Below are 18,197 nucleotides of genomic sequence, written 5' to 3'. Positions count from 1 at the left end.
CATCGATGGATTTAATAGCCCGGTACAAAGAGGTACGCCAACGTACAGAAAAAATTTGCTCGTATTTGCAAACCGAAGACTATGTGGTACAGCCCGTAGTGGATGTTAGTCCGCCTAAATGGCATATCGGGCATGTTACCTGGTTTTTTGAAACGTTTATCCTCAAGCCTTACTTTATGGGTTACCAGGAATATAACCCTGATTACAACTTCGTTTTTAATAGTTACTACGAAACTGTTGGCACACGCGTGATCCGTACCGACCGCGGCAACCTGAGCCGCCCAACGGTTATTGAAATTTACAGTTACCGTAAATATGTTGACGAGGCCATGGAGGGCTTTTTATGCGGCGAAGTAAGCGACGATGTTAAAGAACTCCTTATTCTCGGTTTTAACCACGAGGAGCAGCACCAGGAGCTTTTAATGACCGATATTAAATACATCCTGGGCCATAATCCGTTGTTTCCTGCCTATAATAAAAATTATACAGCGCCTCATGTTGATGAAGGGAAGGATGATGCTTTTATCAGCATGGATGAAGGCATTTATGAAATGGGCTTTAACGGCGATGGATTTTGTTTCGATAATGAGCTTAACCGCCATAAAGTATATCTCAATGCATATCAAATATGCTCTAAACTGGTAACCAATGCCGAATACCTGGAGTTTATTAACAGCGGCGGTTATCATGATTTCCGGCACTGGCATGCCGAAGGCTGGGATTGGGTGAAAACCAATAAAGTAGAAGCGCCTTTGTATTGGCATTTGATAGATAATGAATGGCATAACTATACCTATCACGGTTTAGAGCCCCTGCATTTAAAAGATCCTGTTTCACATATCAGCTATTTTGAAGCTTATGCATATGCGTCTTGGAAAGGCTTGCGGTTGCCGACCGAGTTTGAGTGGGAAGCTGCCTCTTCAAAATTTAACTGGGGGCGCCGCTGGGAGTGGACTGAAAGTTCCTACCTGCCTTACCCGGGTTTTGCCAAAGCGCCGGGTGCCATAGGCGAATACAATGGCAAGTTTATGGTTAACCAGAAAGTTTTGCGCGGCGCGTCAGAAGTTACACCTCCGGGTCATAGTCGTGCAACTTATCGCAATTTTTTTCAGACAAATTTACGATGGCAATTTACTGGCATAAGACTTGCGAAGTAATTTGACACAAAAACACCACCACCTATGAACCAAGCCTTTACGCCAACAGCTGTTAATTGTGTCATAAGCGCCGAAAACAGGCAGTTTTATGTCGATGTTATTGCCGGGCTGCAATCGGAGCCTAAGCATCTTAATTCAAAGTATTTTTATGATGCAAATGGGGATAAGCTGTTCCAGGAGCTCATGAACTGCCCTGAATATTATCCTACCAATTGCGAGCTTGAGATCTTTTCAGAAAAAACAGCTGAGATCTGCGACGCGCTGATTGCCGGTGGTGATGCTTTTGACCTGATAGAACTTGGTGCCGGTGATGCCACAAAGTCCTCTTACCTGCTTAAATATTTGTTAGATAAAAAGGCTGATTTTACCTACCTGCCTATTGATATCTCAGATAATGTAATATCATACCTTAACATAACCTTGCCTGTAACCTTGCCGGGTTTAAAAATCACAGGGCTTAATGGCGAGTATTTTGAGATGCTGAAAAAGGCCGCCGCTATTTCACCAAGGCGTAAAGTGGTGCTGTTTTTAGGTTCAAACATTGGCAATATGCCGCTTGATGTGGCTATAGAATTTTGCCGCGAATTAAGGAATGCCCTCTCAGAAGGGGATATGGTGCTGATTGGTATGGATTTGAAAAAAGATCCACGGGTTATCCTCGCCGCTTATAATGATAAAGAGGGCATTACCCGCGAGTTTAACCTCAACCTGCTTCGCCGTATTAACCGCGAGCTGCATGCCGATTTTGATGTAAGCAAGTTTGAACATTATCCAACCTATGATCCTGAAACCGGGGCCTGCAAAAGTTATCTCATCAGTTTACTGGATCAGCAGGTAACGATAGGAAGCGAAAAAATAGACTTCAAGAAAGATGAATACATCTACATGGAGATCTCCCAAAAGTTCACCCTTATGCAAACCGATCAGATAGCCATAAACACAGGCTTTCAACCGATAGGTCAGTTTTTTGATGCCAAAAAATGGTTTATAGACGCGGTTTGGGTAGCAGCGTGACCGTTGATGAATAATGATTGCGTTGATTCGCTGATGCTTTAATATGCTCAGAAAAATCAACGTAATCAGTGTAATCAAAAAATATCAACGGTTTAGAGCACCTTCGGATTCAACTCTGAATCTATCAATTCGCCGATTGGTTTACTCATCAGCCATTTGTGGTGATCATTTTTTTGCCAGTCATTTTTGTATGGAGTAACGCGGGCACCGTCTGCCATGTAAATGATGGTCATTATTTCGCGCATTTTTTTTGAGTTATTGCCGGGGGCATTGTGGATGGTAAATCCCCGGTGCCAGGTTGCATCGCCGGCCTTCATGGTTTGGGCGCGGGTTATTTCAAATCCTTTCTCTTTCACATATTCGTCAAACGCTGATTCCGATTCGTCAGAAATTTCATGGTTAAATACAGCGCCATTAACGTATGAACCCGAGGCAAAGGTTAGCATACCCATGTTTACGTCAATATCAACCAGGGGCATCCAAAGGGTTACCGTGTTGTTGGTATCGATGGGCCAGTAATACTGGTCCTGGTGCCATGGGGTAGGGCCACCGCCGGGCTCTTTAAAGAGTGCCTGGTCGTGATAGATACGTACATTTTCAACCCCCATCAGGTCGGCGGCAATTTTGGCCAGGCGTTTGGCCATTACAAACGTTTTAACATCTTCATCAACCTGCCAAAGGTTCATGATCTGCAAAAAGGCTTTACCATAAGTGTCGCGCTCTTCCAGTTTGCGCTTTTCGGTGTTGTACCTGTCGGCCGCGCCAACAATTACGGGGCGATAGGCAGCAATTTCATCTTTTGTAAGCACTTCGTGTACAAGGGTATGGCCTTTTTCACGAAATTCATTAATATTGTGGTTGGATAGTTTTATAAAATTATCAAGTGACGGTAAATGAGCGATCTGTGTATCCATAGTTTTTAGGTTTATATTTCAAAGTAAGGTTAACTTTAGTTGAAAAAAAATGAAATGAATGGTACATTTATGGATGATTTTATCCGTAATTTGAATTAGAATTTTATTTACGTTAAAATATGCAATGATAAAAGCGTCGTACGAAGTTCTTCAACCTACAAATACGCAGTCATTTCTGGTACGGAAATTTGATAAGCTGGCATTTGATGCCCCTTATCATTTTCATGAAGAATATGAATTAACGTGTATCATCAGCGGCACCGGCAAACGCTATGTTGGCAGCCACATGGAAGATTTTGCGTCCGGCGATCTGGTGTTGCTTGGTTCTAACCTGCCGCATTGCTGGAAACTTGAACCCAATGAAACAGTGCTTCGCGAGGCAAGCGCGGTGGTGATCCAGTTTAATGATGCTTTTTTGGGCGAGGAGTTTTTTAACAAATTTGAGCTTCAGCTTATCAAAAAACTTTTTCAGCAAAGCGGTTGCGGAGTGTCATTTTATGGCGAAACGCGTGCCGAAGTTAACAAACTACTGCTTAGCGTGGTTGAAGAGAAAAGTAATTTCAGGATGCTGATAGGTTTGCTCGAGATCCTGCACCGTATGGCTTCATCAGAAGAGTACGTGCTGCTCGATCAGCACCGGATCATAGGCGAGCGCTCAAATACCGAGCGTGAGCGTATTAACCCGGTATTTGCTTACCTGGTTGAAAATTTCAGAAAACATGTATCATTAGATAAAGCGGCCGGTATTGCCAATATGACCCCGAATGCTTTTTGCAAATACTTTAAAAAAGTTACCCGCAAAACATTCATGGAAACTATAATTGAGTACCGCCTTAATTATGCCATACAGCAGCTGGTGCAAACAGATAAGCCTATTTCAGAGATCTCCTATGAGAGTGGCTTTGGCGATGTATCGCACTTTTATAAAATGTTTAAAGCCAAAATGAACCTGAGTCCGCTTAACTACCGCAAAAGATTTATGCGCAACCTGGCCGGCGATAAAAAGTTATCAGCGTAATTAAGTATTAAGTCGGAAGTCTTTAGTCAGAAGTCGGTCAGGTCTTGTACTTCTTACTTATAATTAATGGCTTAAGACTTACAACTTAGGACTGACGACTAATTTACACTAATAATACCACGCTTAATAGCGTAAATAACCAACCCTACTAAATTTTTCGACCCGGTTTTTTCAAACAGCCTTGCGCGGTAACCTTCAACCGTGCGTACACTCAGAAAAATTTTATCTGCTATCTCCTGGTTGGAGCATTCCTGGCAAACCAGTTTAAGCACTTCAATTTCGCGCTCGTTAAGGTCGGTTTTGTTATTGGGGATATTGTCGGCGTGGTCGTTACCTACCAACTGTTTGATGAGCGTTATAGAGAGATGCTCATTAAAATAAAAACCTTTGTTATAAACGGTTGATACAGCCTCGATGATCTCTTCCGGTTCGGCATTTTTAAGCAGGTAGCCCGATGCGCCGGCCTTCATCATATCCACAATGTATTTGTCTTCATTAAACATGGATAACGCCAGGATCTTAATGTCCTTAAAATGCTGATGAACATAGGTGGCGGTTTGTATGCCGTCCATTTCGGGCATTTTAATATCCATCAATATAACATCGGGGGTTTTGTCGGTCAATAAGCCTATCAGCTCTTTGCCGTTCGAAGCCTCGAGTACCAGCTCAAAACCTCCGCAATCTTCAAGGGTAGCTTTTAAACCATTTCTGAAAATTTTATGGTCGTCTACTATACCTAATTTAATTGGGCCCATAGGTTGTTAACAAGATTCAAATTATCAATAAATATAAACTATTGATTTTAACTATGCTACTTTTAATTTAATGATACTGATTGCCCCGCTAAGAGGTTTGCTGTACGTATTTATTTCGCCATTAATGAGTTGCACGCGGCTTTGTAAATTTTTAAGACCAAAGCCCTGCTTAACATCGCCCATATTAAAGCCTTTGCCGTTATCCTTAAATTCCATAATGAGGTAGCCGGCTTGTAAGGCCATATTAAGGTTTATGATCGTAGCTTCCGAGTGTTTGATAGCATTACCAAACAACTCCTGGGCTATACGGTACAATGCCAGTTCAATTTCATTAGAGAAGCGCTTATCGGCAAAATTTTTAGTGAAATTAACTTTGATATGGGTGTTGTTTTCCACCTTGGTACACAGCGCCTCGACGGCAATCAGTAGTCCATAGTCGGTAAGTATAGGGGGCAGCACATTTTGTATAATGTTCCTGATCTCCTGGATGCACTCATCGGCCAGTTTGCGGGTATCTATCAGCAGGGGTTGGCTTACCTCGCTCACGCAATTTTTGTCCAGCCGGTGCAGGTTAAGCTTTATAGCCGAAAGCACCTGGCCTACGCTGTCGTGCAGGTCTTCGGCCAGCCGCCGGCGTTCACTTTCCTGGGTTTCAAAAACGGCGTTCATTAAATCTGTTTGCCTGGCATCATGCATGGCGCGTAGCTCTGCCTGGTTTTTTAGCATCCTCCGCTGATATACGATCACGAAGAAAAATAAAAAAATAATCAATATAACTACCACAAGTGTCCCGATGATCAGAACAGGGATAAGGCCGTTTTCGGAAACTTGTAAGATTGGGCTGTTGTACATGGTTATTATATATACAAACCTAAATTTATGACGTTTTTTGTGGTTTGCATAGTAAACCTATCGAATATAATATATTAGCTATAATATTCGTAACACTATGGATCATGTAGTAATTATGTTGTTCATCCTTTGGGATTCGGTCTAAAAGCATGAATAAAAAGATGTTAACGGCCGAATAAAATAATACTCCTGCATTAATCCAGAACAAGGCTTGTTTTTCTATATGTGTAAATTCATGAGGGTTAAGAAGTTGGTAGAAATAGCAAAGCGATAGTATTATAAGAAGTACGCCAAGCGCAGTATTTGATACGGATGGGTATTGATTTAGATTGTGATTATAAACAAGCATTATGATTGCAACTATACACGAAAGTATTATCGTTGCGTTCTTCAATGCAGTTCTTTCGAATAGTTTATAGTATATGACCGCATAAAAGATCAAGCTTATTATGATATAGATATGAATTACATACATGTCATTTTTCAAGCCGTTTATTAAAGCAATCCATAAGCCTGCATCTATAGTAAATGAAAAAAGAAACAACGCGGCGATTATTTTCAGTGGAGAGTTTAGGTTTCGGAAATTTAATAAAGCAGCAGCAATCGGGAAAATACCCGATATAACAGAGATGCTCTCCAATTGCCGCGTATAATTAACAGACATTTTAAGTATTTAATTACATTGTTTTTCCAGTGAGCCTGTTTTGAGGACAGCTTGACGAACCGGGGCATGGCATTGATTGTTCCCCAAGTATATTAGCAGTAGTTGCTGACATCAACGCAAAGGTTTGAACACCTTCAGGTGCTTTGGCTTTAGGCGCATTTTCTTCAGGTAGCTGATCTTCGCCTGTTTCAAGAACCCCGGTTATAATAAAATGCTGCTGTCCACCAACGTTGGCAATTACTGATAATAGAAAATTGCTTATTGCTATCCAGAATTTTTGCCAGCTATTAAGCCTTTGATCATTAGCATAATAGATACGGATCCCCATACAATCGGGCTGGTTAAGTATGGTATTTAATATTTCGCGTCCGAAAAATTGTGATATGTTGTCTTTTGGGTTGCGATGCCTGTGATTTTCAGTCCATTGTGCAGCTAAATCAAGTTCAATCGGTGCGCCTTCTTTTCCTGTAATGGGTGATGATGGTCTTTTTTCTTGTGTTTCCATAAAAAATAATAGCGTGTAGGGATTTTTTTGCATAAAACTAATACTAATAAGTATCTCTTTCAATGAGATGCCCCGGCCATATAGGTTATGATAGGTTTTTGATTTGGTTTTATATTGTTGGTTGTTAGTTAATTACAAATTAGATGCGTTTTATTACCCGCGTATTATACGTATTTTTACGTATCAGAAACTGTAATCTTACGTGGCATGAAATTGCTGGTTATATAGGCCTTTTATGCTTAAATAATCCTGTTTTTCAGGATGCAAAAAAGTTTTAATATAATATCTAAATATGGATATTGTTTATTAAATTGCTTTTGATAATAATATCACAAAAACCTAAAACCAAATTTTATGAAACAAGAAATGCTAATTACACAGATCAGTCCTGATCAGGTAGGCGAGTTCATCAGCGAAAGCTTTTATCAAGAGTTAACCGAAAATTTTCAGCAAAAATTCCCTACAGAAGTTAAGTCGGTAATGCTTAGCCGTACAGCTGTTGAAACAGTTTTGAACGCTGAAAACATATCTGGTATCAAGTTTATGAACGGCCTTGAAGATGCCAATGATCCATCATCAAGGATGTTGGTGCTGATCCCTTGTAATTACACAGTAACTGCCAGTTTACCTAACTCCATAATTAATCAACACGGTTTTATGACTAACACTGGTGAAGTTATTTCATTAGAAAGAACATGGCAGGTGTTGTTTAACCACGTATTGAATTTTAAGAAGCTTGATCCGGCTACGGTGTATACCCAGATTAATCGCGGATCATTCATGGGTAGGGTACGGTTGTCCGAATTTTTAAAGAACACCGCTTGTGATGATTTTATTTATCATTTCGGGCACCTGGCGGAAGAAAATCTACCTTATAAGCTTATTATTCAGCCATCAGATGGTATGAGAATGTATGTGGAGCAGGCCGTGCCTTGCCCGGGCACTGCTGGTTGTCCCGCCGTCACCACATCAAATGATCCATGCGCTCTTACCCGTATTACAACTGCTATGTTAGGCACAGAAGCCGAAGGCCAGTTAAATACACTTCGCGCGTTCCGCGACAAAATATTAACCGATAAGTTTAGTGGTGTGGAAGTTGAGAAATATTACACCATTTCTGCATCGCTGCTGGAAGCTATTGACAAAACACCAAACCAAGAGGCGATATTTAAAGGCCTGTACGATAAATATATTGCTACATCGCTTAACGCGATAAACCAAAATGATGAGGAAACTGCTTTCGTCCTGTTCCAGGAAGCTATGCAGCACCTCGCCGAAACATATCTGTATCAATAACAACCTAAAATGTGATTGCAAAGCGTCTTTCCTGCCCGGAAAGGCGCTTTCTTTTGTTTATACGGAATTTCATTAAAACGTAATTCTACGTTTGGTTCATGTTGATGATACGTTTTAATATAGCGTACCACTACAGGCTATAATAGCGTACTGGCAACATTGATTACGCACCCGTTTTACCCAAACTTTGACACAGCAAATGAGCTGGGCATCAGCCTGCTTGCGGTGGAGTATGCTGAAAATCCAGTTTAAAGAGTAAGCCGGTACAAATACTAATCAAAAACTTATGAACTACATTATTAAAGGGAACCTGCGCGGTTTATTATGTTCAGACTGCGAACTGCCCGTTGCGGGTACATCGGTAAAAGTTTATCGCCCGTCCGATCAGCAAAATGAAACCCGGCTTGCTGTAGCCGATCCCAAACAAACCTTTCACCAGGTAAATGATGATGAACTGAAAGCCAAGGAACGGCTGTTCATTACCCAGGCCGATGTGCAGGAAAATGGTGATTTTACTATCGAAATTGACGGAGGTAAATCAGGCTATGAAGGCGGCAGCATTGATGTAGACTGGTATTGCGGCAACGTACCTTTCAAAATTCCCCTGCCTAAAAAAGGCCCGGTATCGCAATTCCACATTACCACACTGCAACCCTTGTATAAAAGCACCCGGGAAAATGCTCAATATGCAAGATTTGATTATAAAATAGATTCCAAATGGTTTTGCCGTATCCTTACGCTGCTTGATATTTGGGTGGTTTGCGGTTATGTTACCGATTGTGAAACCAAAGCACCTATTGGCGGGGTTAGAGTGTTTGCCTACGATGTAGACTGGCTGCAGGATGATGCCCTTGGTAACGCTTTTACTGATAATAACGGAAAATTTACCATTGTTTATCCCGGTGATAATTTCAGGAAAACGCTGCTGCCCTGGCTTAACGTAGAATGGCCCGCCGGGCCTGACTATTATTTCAGGATCGAGAGCTCATCAGGAACGGTATTGTTAAATGAAGACCGTACCCGTGGCCGGCAGAACGACAGGCACAATGCCAATAACTGCTTTTGTGTAAAACTTTGTACCAAGGGTGGTGGCGAAGTGCCCTGGTTTACTTCGGTAGGCTATTTCAGCATTACCTCGGATATTGACGCAGGAGGCAAAACCCTCATCAGCAAATTTGGAGCGGGTGGCACCGGCTTCGGTTTCTTTGGTTCGGTTAAGCTGGGGGGCTATGCCACCAAAAAGGTGCCCACCGCGCCGGCCAGCCCGCTTTTTTACCGCTTTTTATTCTCGACAGATAATGTGAACTTCAACCCGGTAACTACCGCCCAGATGGAAACTACAGCCTTAAAAGTTGCCACCCGGCAAATCACCTGGAATGGTACAACCGCCTTTCAGGATGTAGTGATCGATATCAATCAACCTGCTTCCGTGCCCGATAGCGTTCCGGCAGATAATTATCCTAACCCGATCCCGGATCATGTGCTGCACCCGGATGTTAACGGCTGGGTACGGGTTGACCAACCCGCGCTTGATAATGGCTTTTATGGCTCGTTGTTTTACTTAAACACAACTACCATTATCGGCGGCGGCGATGCCAGCGCCGGGTTAACGCCTGGTTTAGCTGTGCCTGTGGCAGATCAGAAAAACGGCAGAATGTTATACATCCAATTTCAAACTACTGATGATCCGGCTAATCCAGGCTCGCCAAACCTGAATACCCAATCGCTTATCGGCAAAATCTATGTGAATAACTGGAACGAAGTGAACCTGCTGAAGCTGGAGGAGCTTTTTGCTGGCGGAGGCAGCGGCTGCACTCCGGTAAGCGGAACCGCCCATGCCGATTACACAGTTGATCATGAACTGATTGCCAGCTGGTCGCTGGGTGTATGGTCAAACGCTACGGGTACGGTCAGCGGTTTGCCCAGTGGCACAACTCCGCGCGGAGATGCTAAGAAATTTGACATGGCCTCGCCGTCACCATTTGTTTTAACTCCACCTTTTAGCGCATGGCCCTCATGCGCCTATAGCCTAACCCTGACAACCTATCGCAAATTAACCACCGGCGAAATTAACGACTGGGGAAAAACGAACCAGGTTATCTTTTGCAAGTAACCTGCATGTGAACGGGGGAAGAGGGTGCCGTTGCATGTCGGCGCCCTCTCATTTTATTAAATCTGGGAATGGTTAGCCCACAATAAACATTGTGAAAAGCTCTTAAAATATCGCCTCCGCAATCCTTTTAGTAGGCCCGGCGTTACTCATGGTATAAAAATGCAGTACCGGTGCGCCAAAAGCAATCAGTTCTTTACACTGTTTAATCATCCATTCAATGCCTACCTCTTTTACATCCTTTTCGGTGGCACAGGCGTGGATAGCATCGCTCAGATCTTCCGGAATATCAATATGGAATGTCTTTGACAGCGTAACCAATTGTTTTGATGATGTGATCGGTTTCAGCCCCGGAATAATAGGCACATTGATGCCATTGGCCCGGCAGCCGTTTACAAACTCCTTGTATTTACCAATATCAAAAAACATCTGGGTTACAATGAACTGTGCACCCATTTCTACCTTTTGCTTCAGGTATTTAAAGTCGGTTTTAAGGTTCGGGGCTTCAAAATGTTTTTCGGGATAACCGGCTACGCCAATACAAAAGTTTGTTTTGGCTGTATTACCATGGTCCTCATGCAAATAAATACCGTTGTTAAGGTTTACCACCTGTTGCAGCAGATCGGTAGCATAACAATGACCGTTAGGTGTAGGTACAAATGATGAATCCCCGAGGCGAGCGTCGCCGCGTAAAACCAGCACGTTTTCGATGCCTAAAAATTCCAGCTCGATAAGGGCATTTTCAGTTTCGTCTTTGGTAAAGCCGCCACAAAGCAGGTGGGGCACGGTATCAACCTTATACCTGTTCATGATAGCCGCGCAGATGGCAATAGTGCCCGGGCGTTTGCGGTACGATAGTTTCTCGAGCAAACCGCTTGGATGCTGCTTGTAAATAAAATCCTCGCGCAGGGTAGTAACATCAATAAACGGAGGTTTAAACTCCATCAGCGGATCAATAGCATTATAGATGCCCTGGATACTTTGCCCCTTTAAAGGCGGGATCAGTTCAAAAGAAAAGAGTGTTTTGCCATTGGCGTTTGCTATATGTTCAGGTATTTTCATTTGACCCCTAACCCCCAAGGGGGAATTTTTTTATTTAAGTTTTATAATTACAATTTAAGTTCCCCTCTTGAGAGGGGGCGCGGTGGAATTGTGTGTTGGCGGGGTGTATTATGTGGCGTTTATTTTTCGCTCCGTTAATACACCCCTCCACCCCTCTCAAGAGGGGAATCGCACAAGCCCTCGCTTTGTCGTTTCTTCCCTTACTCCCCCTTTAGGGGGCCGGGGGGCTAATAATTAATATTCGGCCCTAACCATCTTTCCACATCCTCCAATGGCATTTGTTTACGGATAGCATAATCCTCAACCTGATCCTTACTGATTTTACCCAAGCCAAAATATCTTGCCTGCGGATGTGCGAAGTAGAAACCGCTTACCGATGCGGCCGGCAGCATGGCCAGGCTTTCGGTTAGGTGCATGTTTGCGTTGTCTTCTGCTTTTAGTAATTCAAACAAGGTGGTTTTTTCGGTATGGTCCGGACAGGCCGGATAACCCGGTGCCGGACGGATGCCCTGGTACTCTTCCTTGATCAGGTCGGCATTGCTTAGCTGTTCGCCTTTGGCATAGCCCCAGTATTCCTTACGTACCAGTTCGTGCATTTTTTCGGCGAAGGCTTCGGCAAGGCGGTCGGCAAGGGCTTTGGCCATAATGCTGTTATAGTCGTCATGGTCGGCCTCAAACTCAGCAACCAATTCATCACAACCTAAACCGGTTGTTACCGCAAAGCCGCCGAAATAATCAGGCACACCGCTTTCTTTTGGTGCGATAAAATCTGACAAGGCATAATACGGATCATTCTTCACCTTTTCGGCCTGCTGGCGTAAGGTATGGATGCGGTTTAAAACTGTTGTGCGACTTTCATCGGTATATAATTCAATATCATCACCTACGGCATTGGCCGGCCAGAAGCCAATTACACCTTTCGCGGTGAACAGTTTCTGGTCAACAATACGTTTCATCAATACCTGCGCATCATCAAATAGTTTTTTGGCTTCAACGCCTACAAACTTATCGTCAAAGATCTTCGGATAGCTGCCGCGAAGTTCCCAGGTATGGAAAAATGGCGTCCAGTCGATATAAGGCAGCAACTCTTCCAGCGGGAAATTCTCAAATACTTTGGTGCCTGTAAACGCGGGTTTCGGCGCCACATCGCCATCCAGGCTAATCTGGAATTTACCGGCACGGGCTTCTTCGATAGTTACAAAACGCTTGTCCGATTTTTTGTTGGCATGTGCCTCGCGGGCTTTGGCATATTCATCCTTAATGCCCTGGATATAGGCATCCCGGTTGTCCTTGCTCATTAGATTGCTGCAAACGGTAACGCTGCGCGAAGCATCCAAAACGTGAATGGCAGCCCCTGAGTATTGCGGCGCCACTTTTACGGCAGCGTGAATGCGCGACGTTGTAGCACCACCAATGATTAGCGGAATGGTAAAACCTTCGCGTTCCATTTCCTTGGCAAAATGTACCATTTCATCAAGCGATGGGGTGATTAAACCACTTAACCCAATGATATCAACGTTTTGCTTTTTAGCCTCTTCAATAATGCGTTGCGCGGGCACCATCACACCAAGGTCAATCACCTCAAAGTTGTTACAAGCCAGCACTACGCCAACTATATTTTTGCCGATATCATGTACGTCGCCTTTTACGGTGGCCATTAACACCTTACCGGCGTTGGCGCGCTGATCGGCATTTACGTTGTTCTTTTTTTCTTCCTCAATAAAAGGCAGCAGGTAAGCCACAGCCTTTTTCATTACACGGGCTGATTTTACCACTTGTGGTAAAAACATTTTACCGGCACCAAACAAGTCGCCTACGATATTCATACCGTCCATCAACGGACCTTCAATAACCTCAAGGGGTTTGCTGTAGGCCTGGCGGGCTTCCTCCACATCGTCGTCAAGGTATTCAACAATGCCTTTTACCAGCGAGTGGGAGAGGCGCTCCTGAACGGTGCCTTTGCGCCATTCTTCGTCGCGTACTACTTCTTTGCCTTTACTTTTGATGGTGTCGGCAAACTCAACCAGGCGCTCGGTAGCATCCGGGCGGCGGTTAAGGAGTACATCTTCTACAAGCTCCAAAAGGTTTTTCGGAATTTCCTCGTAAACCTCCAGCATCCCGGCATTTACAATACCCATATCCATACCCGCTTTAATAGCATGGTACAGGAAAGCCGAGTGCATAGCCTCGCGCACGGTATTATTACCCCTGAACGAGAATGAAATATTACTCACACCGCCGCTCACTTTAGCGTGCGGCAGGTTTTGCTTGATCCAGCGGGTAGCTTCAATAAAATCAACCGCGTAATTATTATGTTCTTCCAGGCCGGTAGCAACTGTTAAGATGTTTGGGTCGAAAATAATATCCTGCGGCGGGAATCCTACTTCGTTCACCAGTATATCGTATGACCGTTTACAGATCTCGATCCGGCGCTCCAGTGAATCGGCCTGACCGGTTTCGTCAAAGGCCATTACAACGGTGGCAGCACCATAGCTTAAGATTTTCCGGGCCTGTTCCTTAAATTTTTCTTCGCCCTCTTTAAGGGAGATAGAGTTCACGATACCTTTTCCCTGTACGCATTTTAAACCAGCCTCAATCACCGTCCATTTGGATGAGTCGATCATAATAGGCAGTTTGGCTATATCCGGTTCAGAAGCAACCAGGTTCAGGAATTTTACCATCACAGCCTCCGAATCAATCATGCCCTCATCCATGTTAATATCGATGACCTGCGCGCCGCCTTCTACCTGTTGCAGAGCAACACTTAGAGCTGCCTCATAATCTTCGGCGAGGATCAATTTGGAAAACTTTGGTGAACCGGTGATATTGGTACGCTCACCCACATTAACAAAAATGCTTTCGGGTTTTATGGTAACGGATTCCAAACCGCTCAGGCGCATGTCCGGCTCAATTTCCGGAATGGGGCGGGGCGGATATTTGGCAGCCTTATCGGCAATACATTTAATATGCTCGGGCGTGGTACCGCAGCACCCACCAACTATATTAACCAGGCCGGCTTTGATAAAATCGTCAACCTGGTGAGCGGTTTCATGCGGAGTTTCGTCGTATTGACCAAACTCATTAGGCAGACCTGCATTGGGATAGGCCGATATAAACACGCCTGCTTTTTCAGAAAGCTCGGCCAGGTGCGGACGCATTTCCCGCGCACCCAAAGCGCAGTTTAGGCCTACCGATAGCAGGTTGGCATGGCTTATCGAGTTCCAGAAAGCTTCGACAGTTTGCCCTGAAAGGGTCCGGCCTGAAGCATCGGTAATGGTTCCTGAGATCATGATACCGCCCGAATCCCTGAAAGCAGGGAAATCTTTACCGGCTGCTTTACATTCCTGCTCATAACGTTTTATAGCGAACAAAGCAGCTTTGGCATTCAGGGTGTCAAATATGGTTTCAACCAACAACAGGTGCGATCCTCCGTCAACCAAACCGCGTACCTGGTCATAGTAGGCCTCGGCCAGGTCATCAAAAGTAACGGCGCGATATCCGGGGTCGTTAACATCAGGCGATAAGGAAGCAGTACGGTTGGTTGGGCCGATGGCACCGGCAACAAAGCGCGGCTTTGCAGGGTTGCGACGGGTATATTCGTCGGCTACCTCACGGGCAATGCGTGCACCCTCGTAGCTTAGTTCATAAGCCAGTTCTTCCAGGTGATAATCGGCAAGGGAAATTACCTGTGTGCTGAAAGTGTTAGTTTCAATGATATCCGCACCGGCATCCAGGTATTCGGCATGGATGGCTTTGATAATATCAGGGCGCGTGATATTGAGCAGGTCGTTATTGCCCTGCAGGTCGCTATGATGATCGCGAAAACGCTCGCCACGAAAATCCTTCTCGGTAAGCTGGTACCTTTGAATCATGGTACCCATTGCTCCGTCAATCACCAGGATGCGTTTCTGTAATTCTTTTCTAATGTCCATTTTTTGAGATGTGAGATATGAGATATGAGATGTGAGACCTTGGCAAAAAGTCTTTGCCAGATCCTCAAATCTTTAATCCCATATATCTGATAAAAAGACACTAAACAGGCAACTTGAAAAAGCAGATGCTATCTCAAATCTCACGTCTAATATCTCAAATCTAAATACAGCTTATCTCGAAAAGTCGGGTATTGTTATGACTTTCGCTTATCTGTCTCAGGGGCCGTTTGGCTGCTGAGTAGAATGTAGCACCTTGTGAAGCACAGGTTGCTAAGACATCGCAGGGTCTAATCCCTCCGTCTTTCTCCATAAGCACTGCAAAGTTGCGCAATAAAGTTATCATTTGCAAGTGTATAACGTACGCTAAATATCATAGCTAAGCCACATTGTTAAACAAAAAAAGCCGCCTTTTGCGGAGGCAGCTTTCTGATTGAATTTCTTAATGAGATTATCTTCTTCTGCCGAATAAACGGAGGATCATAAAAAACAGGTTGATCAGTGTGATGTACAATGTTAGTGCACCCATCAGGGCCAGTTTTTTCGAGCTTGCATCACCGTATTCAATACCTGCTCCAATGCGTTTTAACATTTGCATATAGTAGGCAGTTAAACCAGTAAATACAGCTATGCCTATGTAGCTGATGATGTAACTCATTTGTTCGCTGTGCATAAAGAAGTTAGCTAATGAAGCTACAAAAATCCCAATGAACAGAATGTACATGATTGAACCAAACTTTGTTAAATCCATCTGGGTAGTATAACCGGCAATGCCCATAATACCGAAAGTTACTGATGCGGTAATGAAAACACCCAATATTGATGCAGATGTGTAGATCAGAAATATCAAACTTAAGCTGATGCCAATAAGCGTTGCATAAGCTACGAAAAGCAGCACCAATATCGGATAAGAGATTCGGTTATAGCCAAATTGCATTACCAATGAAAACGCCAGTGGCGAAAACAGCGCAAAATAGCCAAAACCTGTAAGGCCGCCTGTTGGTGCAACGATCAGACTGATCAGGCCCATATTTAAAAATAGATAAACTGTTATTGCTGATACGCCAAGTGCAACGAACATCCAGCTGAAAACGCCGGCCATAAACCTGCGTGAAGCAACTTCTGATTGATCCCTAACTTCGATTACATTATCGAAGTTGTATTTAGATTCTTTAAATTCCATTTTGTGTTAAAAATTATAATACGAATATATAAATAAAAGGTGAATGCAACATGAAGAAGCAAGACTGCAAGAGTCAAGAAACAGGAAAGTTTTCCGAAATGTCTTGTTTCTTGATTCTTGTTTCTTGACTCTTGTAGTCTTGATTTCTGTTCTTCCTGACTCTGTACCCCTAATTCAATCTCCTCATCAACTGCTCTTCAACCTTTTTGAAAACCTGTATGGGTTTCAGGGTACGCCAGCCAATGCTATCGAGTTCGCCGCCAAAATTGATGTAATAGTCGATATTGCTGTGTTTAAATTCGTCTATCACGTGTTCGCGGAAGTTGATGCCTGCTATCCAGCCGTCCTCTACATCCTGGAACCACTCTTCGTAATAGCAATCATCGCTTGAATGAAAGTTGAGTACGTTTTCGCCGATCAGGATAAAATGAGTGATGCCATTATCTATCATCAGGTCGAGCAGCTCACGCTTCAGCATCATAATGTCGTTATTGATGGCATCATTCCATTCACCTATCAGCTCAATAATTGTGTAGCCTTTATCATAATCGGCAAAAAGCACTTTTAAATAAAGGGTATTGGAGCCGAATGAGTCCCATTGCGGGTGCAGCAGGTAATTGTATACCTGCTTGTCAAATTCAAATTCGCTGTATTCTGTCGCATAGAAAGGCGAAAACTCATCTTCTGATGCTATGTAATCGTCTCTCCAGCGGTAATATGGTTCAATATCGTGCATGTTTTTGATTTCAAATTGTCTGAACCCGAATTTTTTGAATTTGAGAATTTATCGAATACAAGCATCTTCAAATTTCCAAATCAACACATCTTCAAATTCAGTTTATTTTTTTAAATAATGATCAACAGCGCTTCGTACGCTGCCGTATTGTTTCAGTAACCCGGCTGCTTCTTCTTCGTTCAGCCCGGTTTCGTCCATTACCATGCGGGTGCCCCTGTTCACCAATTTGTGGTTGCTCAATTGCATATCAACCATCCTGTTCCCTTTTACACGGCCAAGCTGGATCATGACACTTGTGCTCAGCATATTTAAAACTAATTTTTGTGCGGTACCGGCCTTCATACGGGTCGACCCGGTTAAAAACTCAGGGCCTGTTACTACTTCAACAGGGTACTGTGCCACAGCCGCTACCGGGCTGCCGCTGTTACAAACAATACAGCCGGTAACTAAATTATGCTCATTGGCTGTTTTTAAGCCACCGATCACATACGGTGTAGTGCCCGAAGCGGCTATGCCAACAACTACGTCTTTATCATTAATGTCAAAGGCCTCTAAATCTTTCCAGGCCTGTACAGCATCGTCTTCTGCAAATTCAACAGCTTTGCGGATCGCACCATCGCCGCCTGCTATTAAGCCCACCACCATATCAAACGGAACGCCGAATGTTGGCGGGCATTCCGATGCATCAACCACGCCTAAACGGCCACTGGTGCCGGCGCCTATGTAAAATAAACGTCCGCCGTTTTTCATCCTTTCTGCGGTGATAGTTGCCAGGGCTTCTATCTGTGGCAATGCCTTTTCCACAGCCAGCGGAACCGTTTTATCCTCGTTATTAATGTTTTCTAAAATTTCCCTTACGGTCTGTTTTTCGAGGTTTTTATAGTGCGATTCCCTTTCGGTGGTGGTTTCCATAGCCTATTTTCAAATAATTTATAACAAAATTCGGTAAAAATCATCAAATGCAAGGGCGTGGGTAAAAATTATTGACCCTGCAATTATTAA

The 18,197-nt window shown here is 43.7% G+C and carries 14 protein-coding genes and 1 riboswitch; of the genes, 5 read left to right on the top strand and 9 right to left on the bottom strand.

All coding sequences use genetic code 11. From position 1 onward, the window contains the following. Positions 1 to 5 precede the first annotated feature (5 nt). On the top strand, positions 6 to 1,157 hold the full coding sequence (gene egtB, locus J3L18_RS23945; RefSeq protein WP_129570380.1) for an ergothioneine biosynthesis protein EgtB: 1,152 nt from the start codon (positions 6 to 8) through the stop codon (positions 1,155 to 1,157). Between the two features lie 24 nt (positions 1,158 to 1,181). Next, a complete protein-coding gene (locus J3L18_RS23940; protein ID WP_129570381.1) occupies positions 1,182 to 2,171 on the top strand; it encodes an L-histidine N(alpha)-methyltransferase in 990 nt (329 codons plus the stop codon). A 92-nt stretch (positions 2,172 to 2,263) separates the two neighbouring features. Here J3L18_RS23940 and J3L18_RS23935 read toward each other — a convergent pair whose 3' ends face one another. Further along, positions 2,264 to 3,085, bottom strand: a complete 822-nt coding sequence (locus J3L18_RS23935) for a phytanoyl-CoA dioxygenase family protein (protein WP_129570382.1) — start codon at positions 3,083 to 3,085, stop codon at positions 2,264 to 2,266. Between the two features lie 124 nt (positions 3,086 to 3,209). Between J3L18_RS23935 and J3L18_RS23930 the strand changes: the two genes are divergently transcribed. Continuing rightward, positions 3,210 to 4,103, top strand: a complete 894-nt coding sequence (locus J3L18_RS23930) for an AraC family transcriptional regulator (protein ID WP_129570383.1) — start codon at positions 3,210 to 3,212, stop codon at positions 4,101 to 4,103. Positions 4,104 to 4,201: 98 nt separating this feature from the next. Here J3L18_RS23930 and J3L18_RS23925 read toward each other — a convergent pair whose 3' ends face one another. The 3 genes from J3L18_RS23925 to J3L18_RS23915 all read right to left on the bottom strand — a co-directional run bounded on the left by J3L18_RS23925 (position 4,202) and on the right by J3L18_RS23915 (position 6,942). Continuing rightward, on the bottom strand, positions 4,202 to 4,858 hold the full coding sequence (locus tag J3L18_RS23925) for a response regulator transcription factor (protein WP_090533679.1): 657 nt from the start codon (positions 4,856 to 4,858) through the stop codon (positions 4,202 to 4,204). A gap of 51 nt (positions 4,859 to 4,909) precedes the next feature. Continuing rightward, a complete protein-coding gene (locus J3L18_RS23920) occupies positions 4,910 to 5,710 on the bottom strand; it encodes a sensor histidine kinase (protein ID WP_129570384.1) in 801 nt (266 codons plus the stop codon). Positions 5,711 to 6,387: 677 nt separating this feature from the next. Then, positions 6,388 to 6,942 (bottom strand): hypothetical protein, encoded by a 555-nt coding sequence (locus tag J3L18_RS23915; protein WP_129570385.1) that lies wholly within the window; start codon positions 6,940 to 6,942, stop codon positions 6,388 to 6,390. Positions 6,943 to 7,233: 291 nt separating this feature from the next. Between J3L18_RS23915 and J3L18_RS23910 the strand changes: the two genes are divergently transcribed. After that, positions 7,234 to 8,175, top strand: coding sequence for a CFI-box extended C-terminal domain-containing protein (locus J3L18_RS23910; RefSeq protein ID WP_129570386.1), 942 nt, complete (start codon positions 7,234 to 7,236; stop codon positions 8,173 to 8,175). Positions 8,176 to 8,461: 286 nt separating this feature from the next. Further along, on the top strand, positions 8,462 to 10,288 hold the full coding sequence (locus tag J3L18_RS23905) for a hypothetical protein (RefSeq protein WP_129570387.1): 1,827 nt from the start codon (positions 8,462 to 8,464) through the stop codon (positions 10,286 to 10,288). Between the two features lie 102 nt (positions 10,289 to 10,390). On the opposite strand, the gene J3L18_RS23900 is transcribed toward J3L18_RS23905, so the two are convergent. From J3L18_RS23900 to murQ, 5 genes are all read right to left on the bottom strand, one after another. Then, entirely contained in the window at positions 10,391 to 11,347 is a 957-nt protein-coding gene (locus J3L18_RS23900; RefSeq protein ID WP_129570388.1) for a methylenetetrahydrofolate reductase, read from the bottom strand. A 227-nt stretch (positions 11,348 to 11,574) separates the two neighbouring features. After that, positions 11,575 to 15,279, bottom strand: coding sequence for a methionine synthase (gene metH / locus J3L18_RS23895; RefSeq protein ID WP_129570389.1), 3,705 nt, complete (start codon positions 15,277 to 15,279; stop codon positions 11,575 to 11,577). 204 nt (positions 15,280 to 15,483) lie between these two features. Next, a riboswitch (SAM riboswitch) is annotated at positions 15,484 to 15,594 on the bottom strand. Between the two features lie 133 nt (positions 15,595 to 15,727). Beyond that, entirely contained in the window at positions 15,728 to 16,459 is a 732-nt protein-coding gene (locus tag J3L18_RS23890) for a Bax inhibitor-1/YccA family protein (RefSeq protein WP_129570390.1), read from the bottom strand. A gap of 169 nt (positions 16,460 to 16,628) precedes the next feature. After that, positions 16,629 to 17,195, bottom strand: a complete 567-nt coding sequence (locus J3L18_RS23885; protein ID WP_129570391.1) for a hypothetical protein — start codon at positions 17,193 to 17,195, stop codon at positions 16,629 to 16,631. A 102-nt stretch (positions 17,196 to 17,297) separates the two neighbouring features. Continuing rightward, entirely contained in the window at positions 17,298 to 18,107 is an 810-nt protein-coding gene (gene murQ / locus J3L18_RS23880; protein WP_129570392.1) for an N-acetylmuramic acid 6-phosphate etherase, read from the bottom strand. Positions 18,108 to 18,197: the final 90 nt, after the last annotated feature.

The organism is Mucilaginibacter gossypii (assembly GCF_017569325.2).
In the GTDB taxonomy this organism is placed as follows: Bacteria; Bacteroidota; Bacteroidia; order Sphingobacteriales; family Sphingobacteriaceae; genus Mucilaginibacter; species Mucilaginibacter gossypii.
This window is presented reverse-complemented; position numbering and strand designations above follow the sequence as displayed.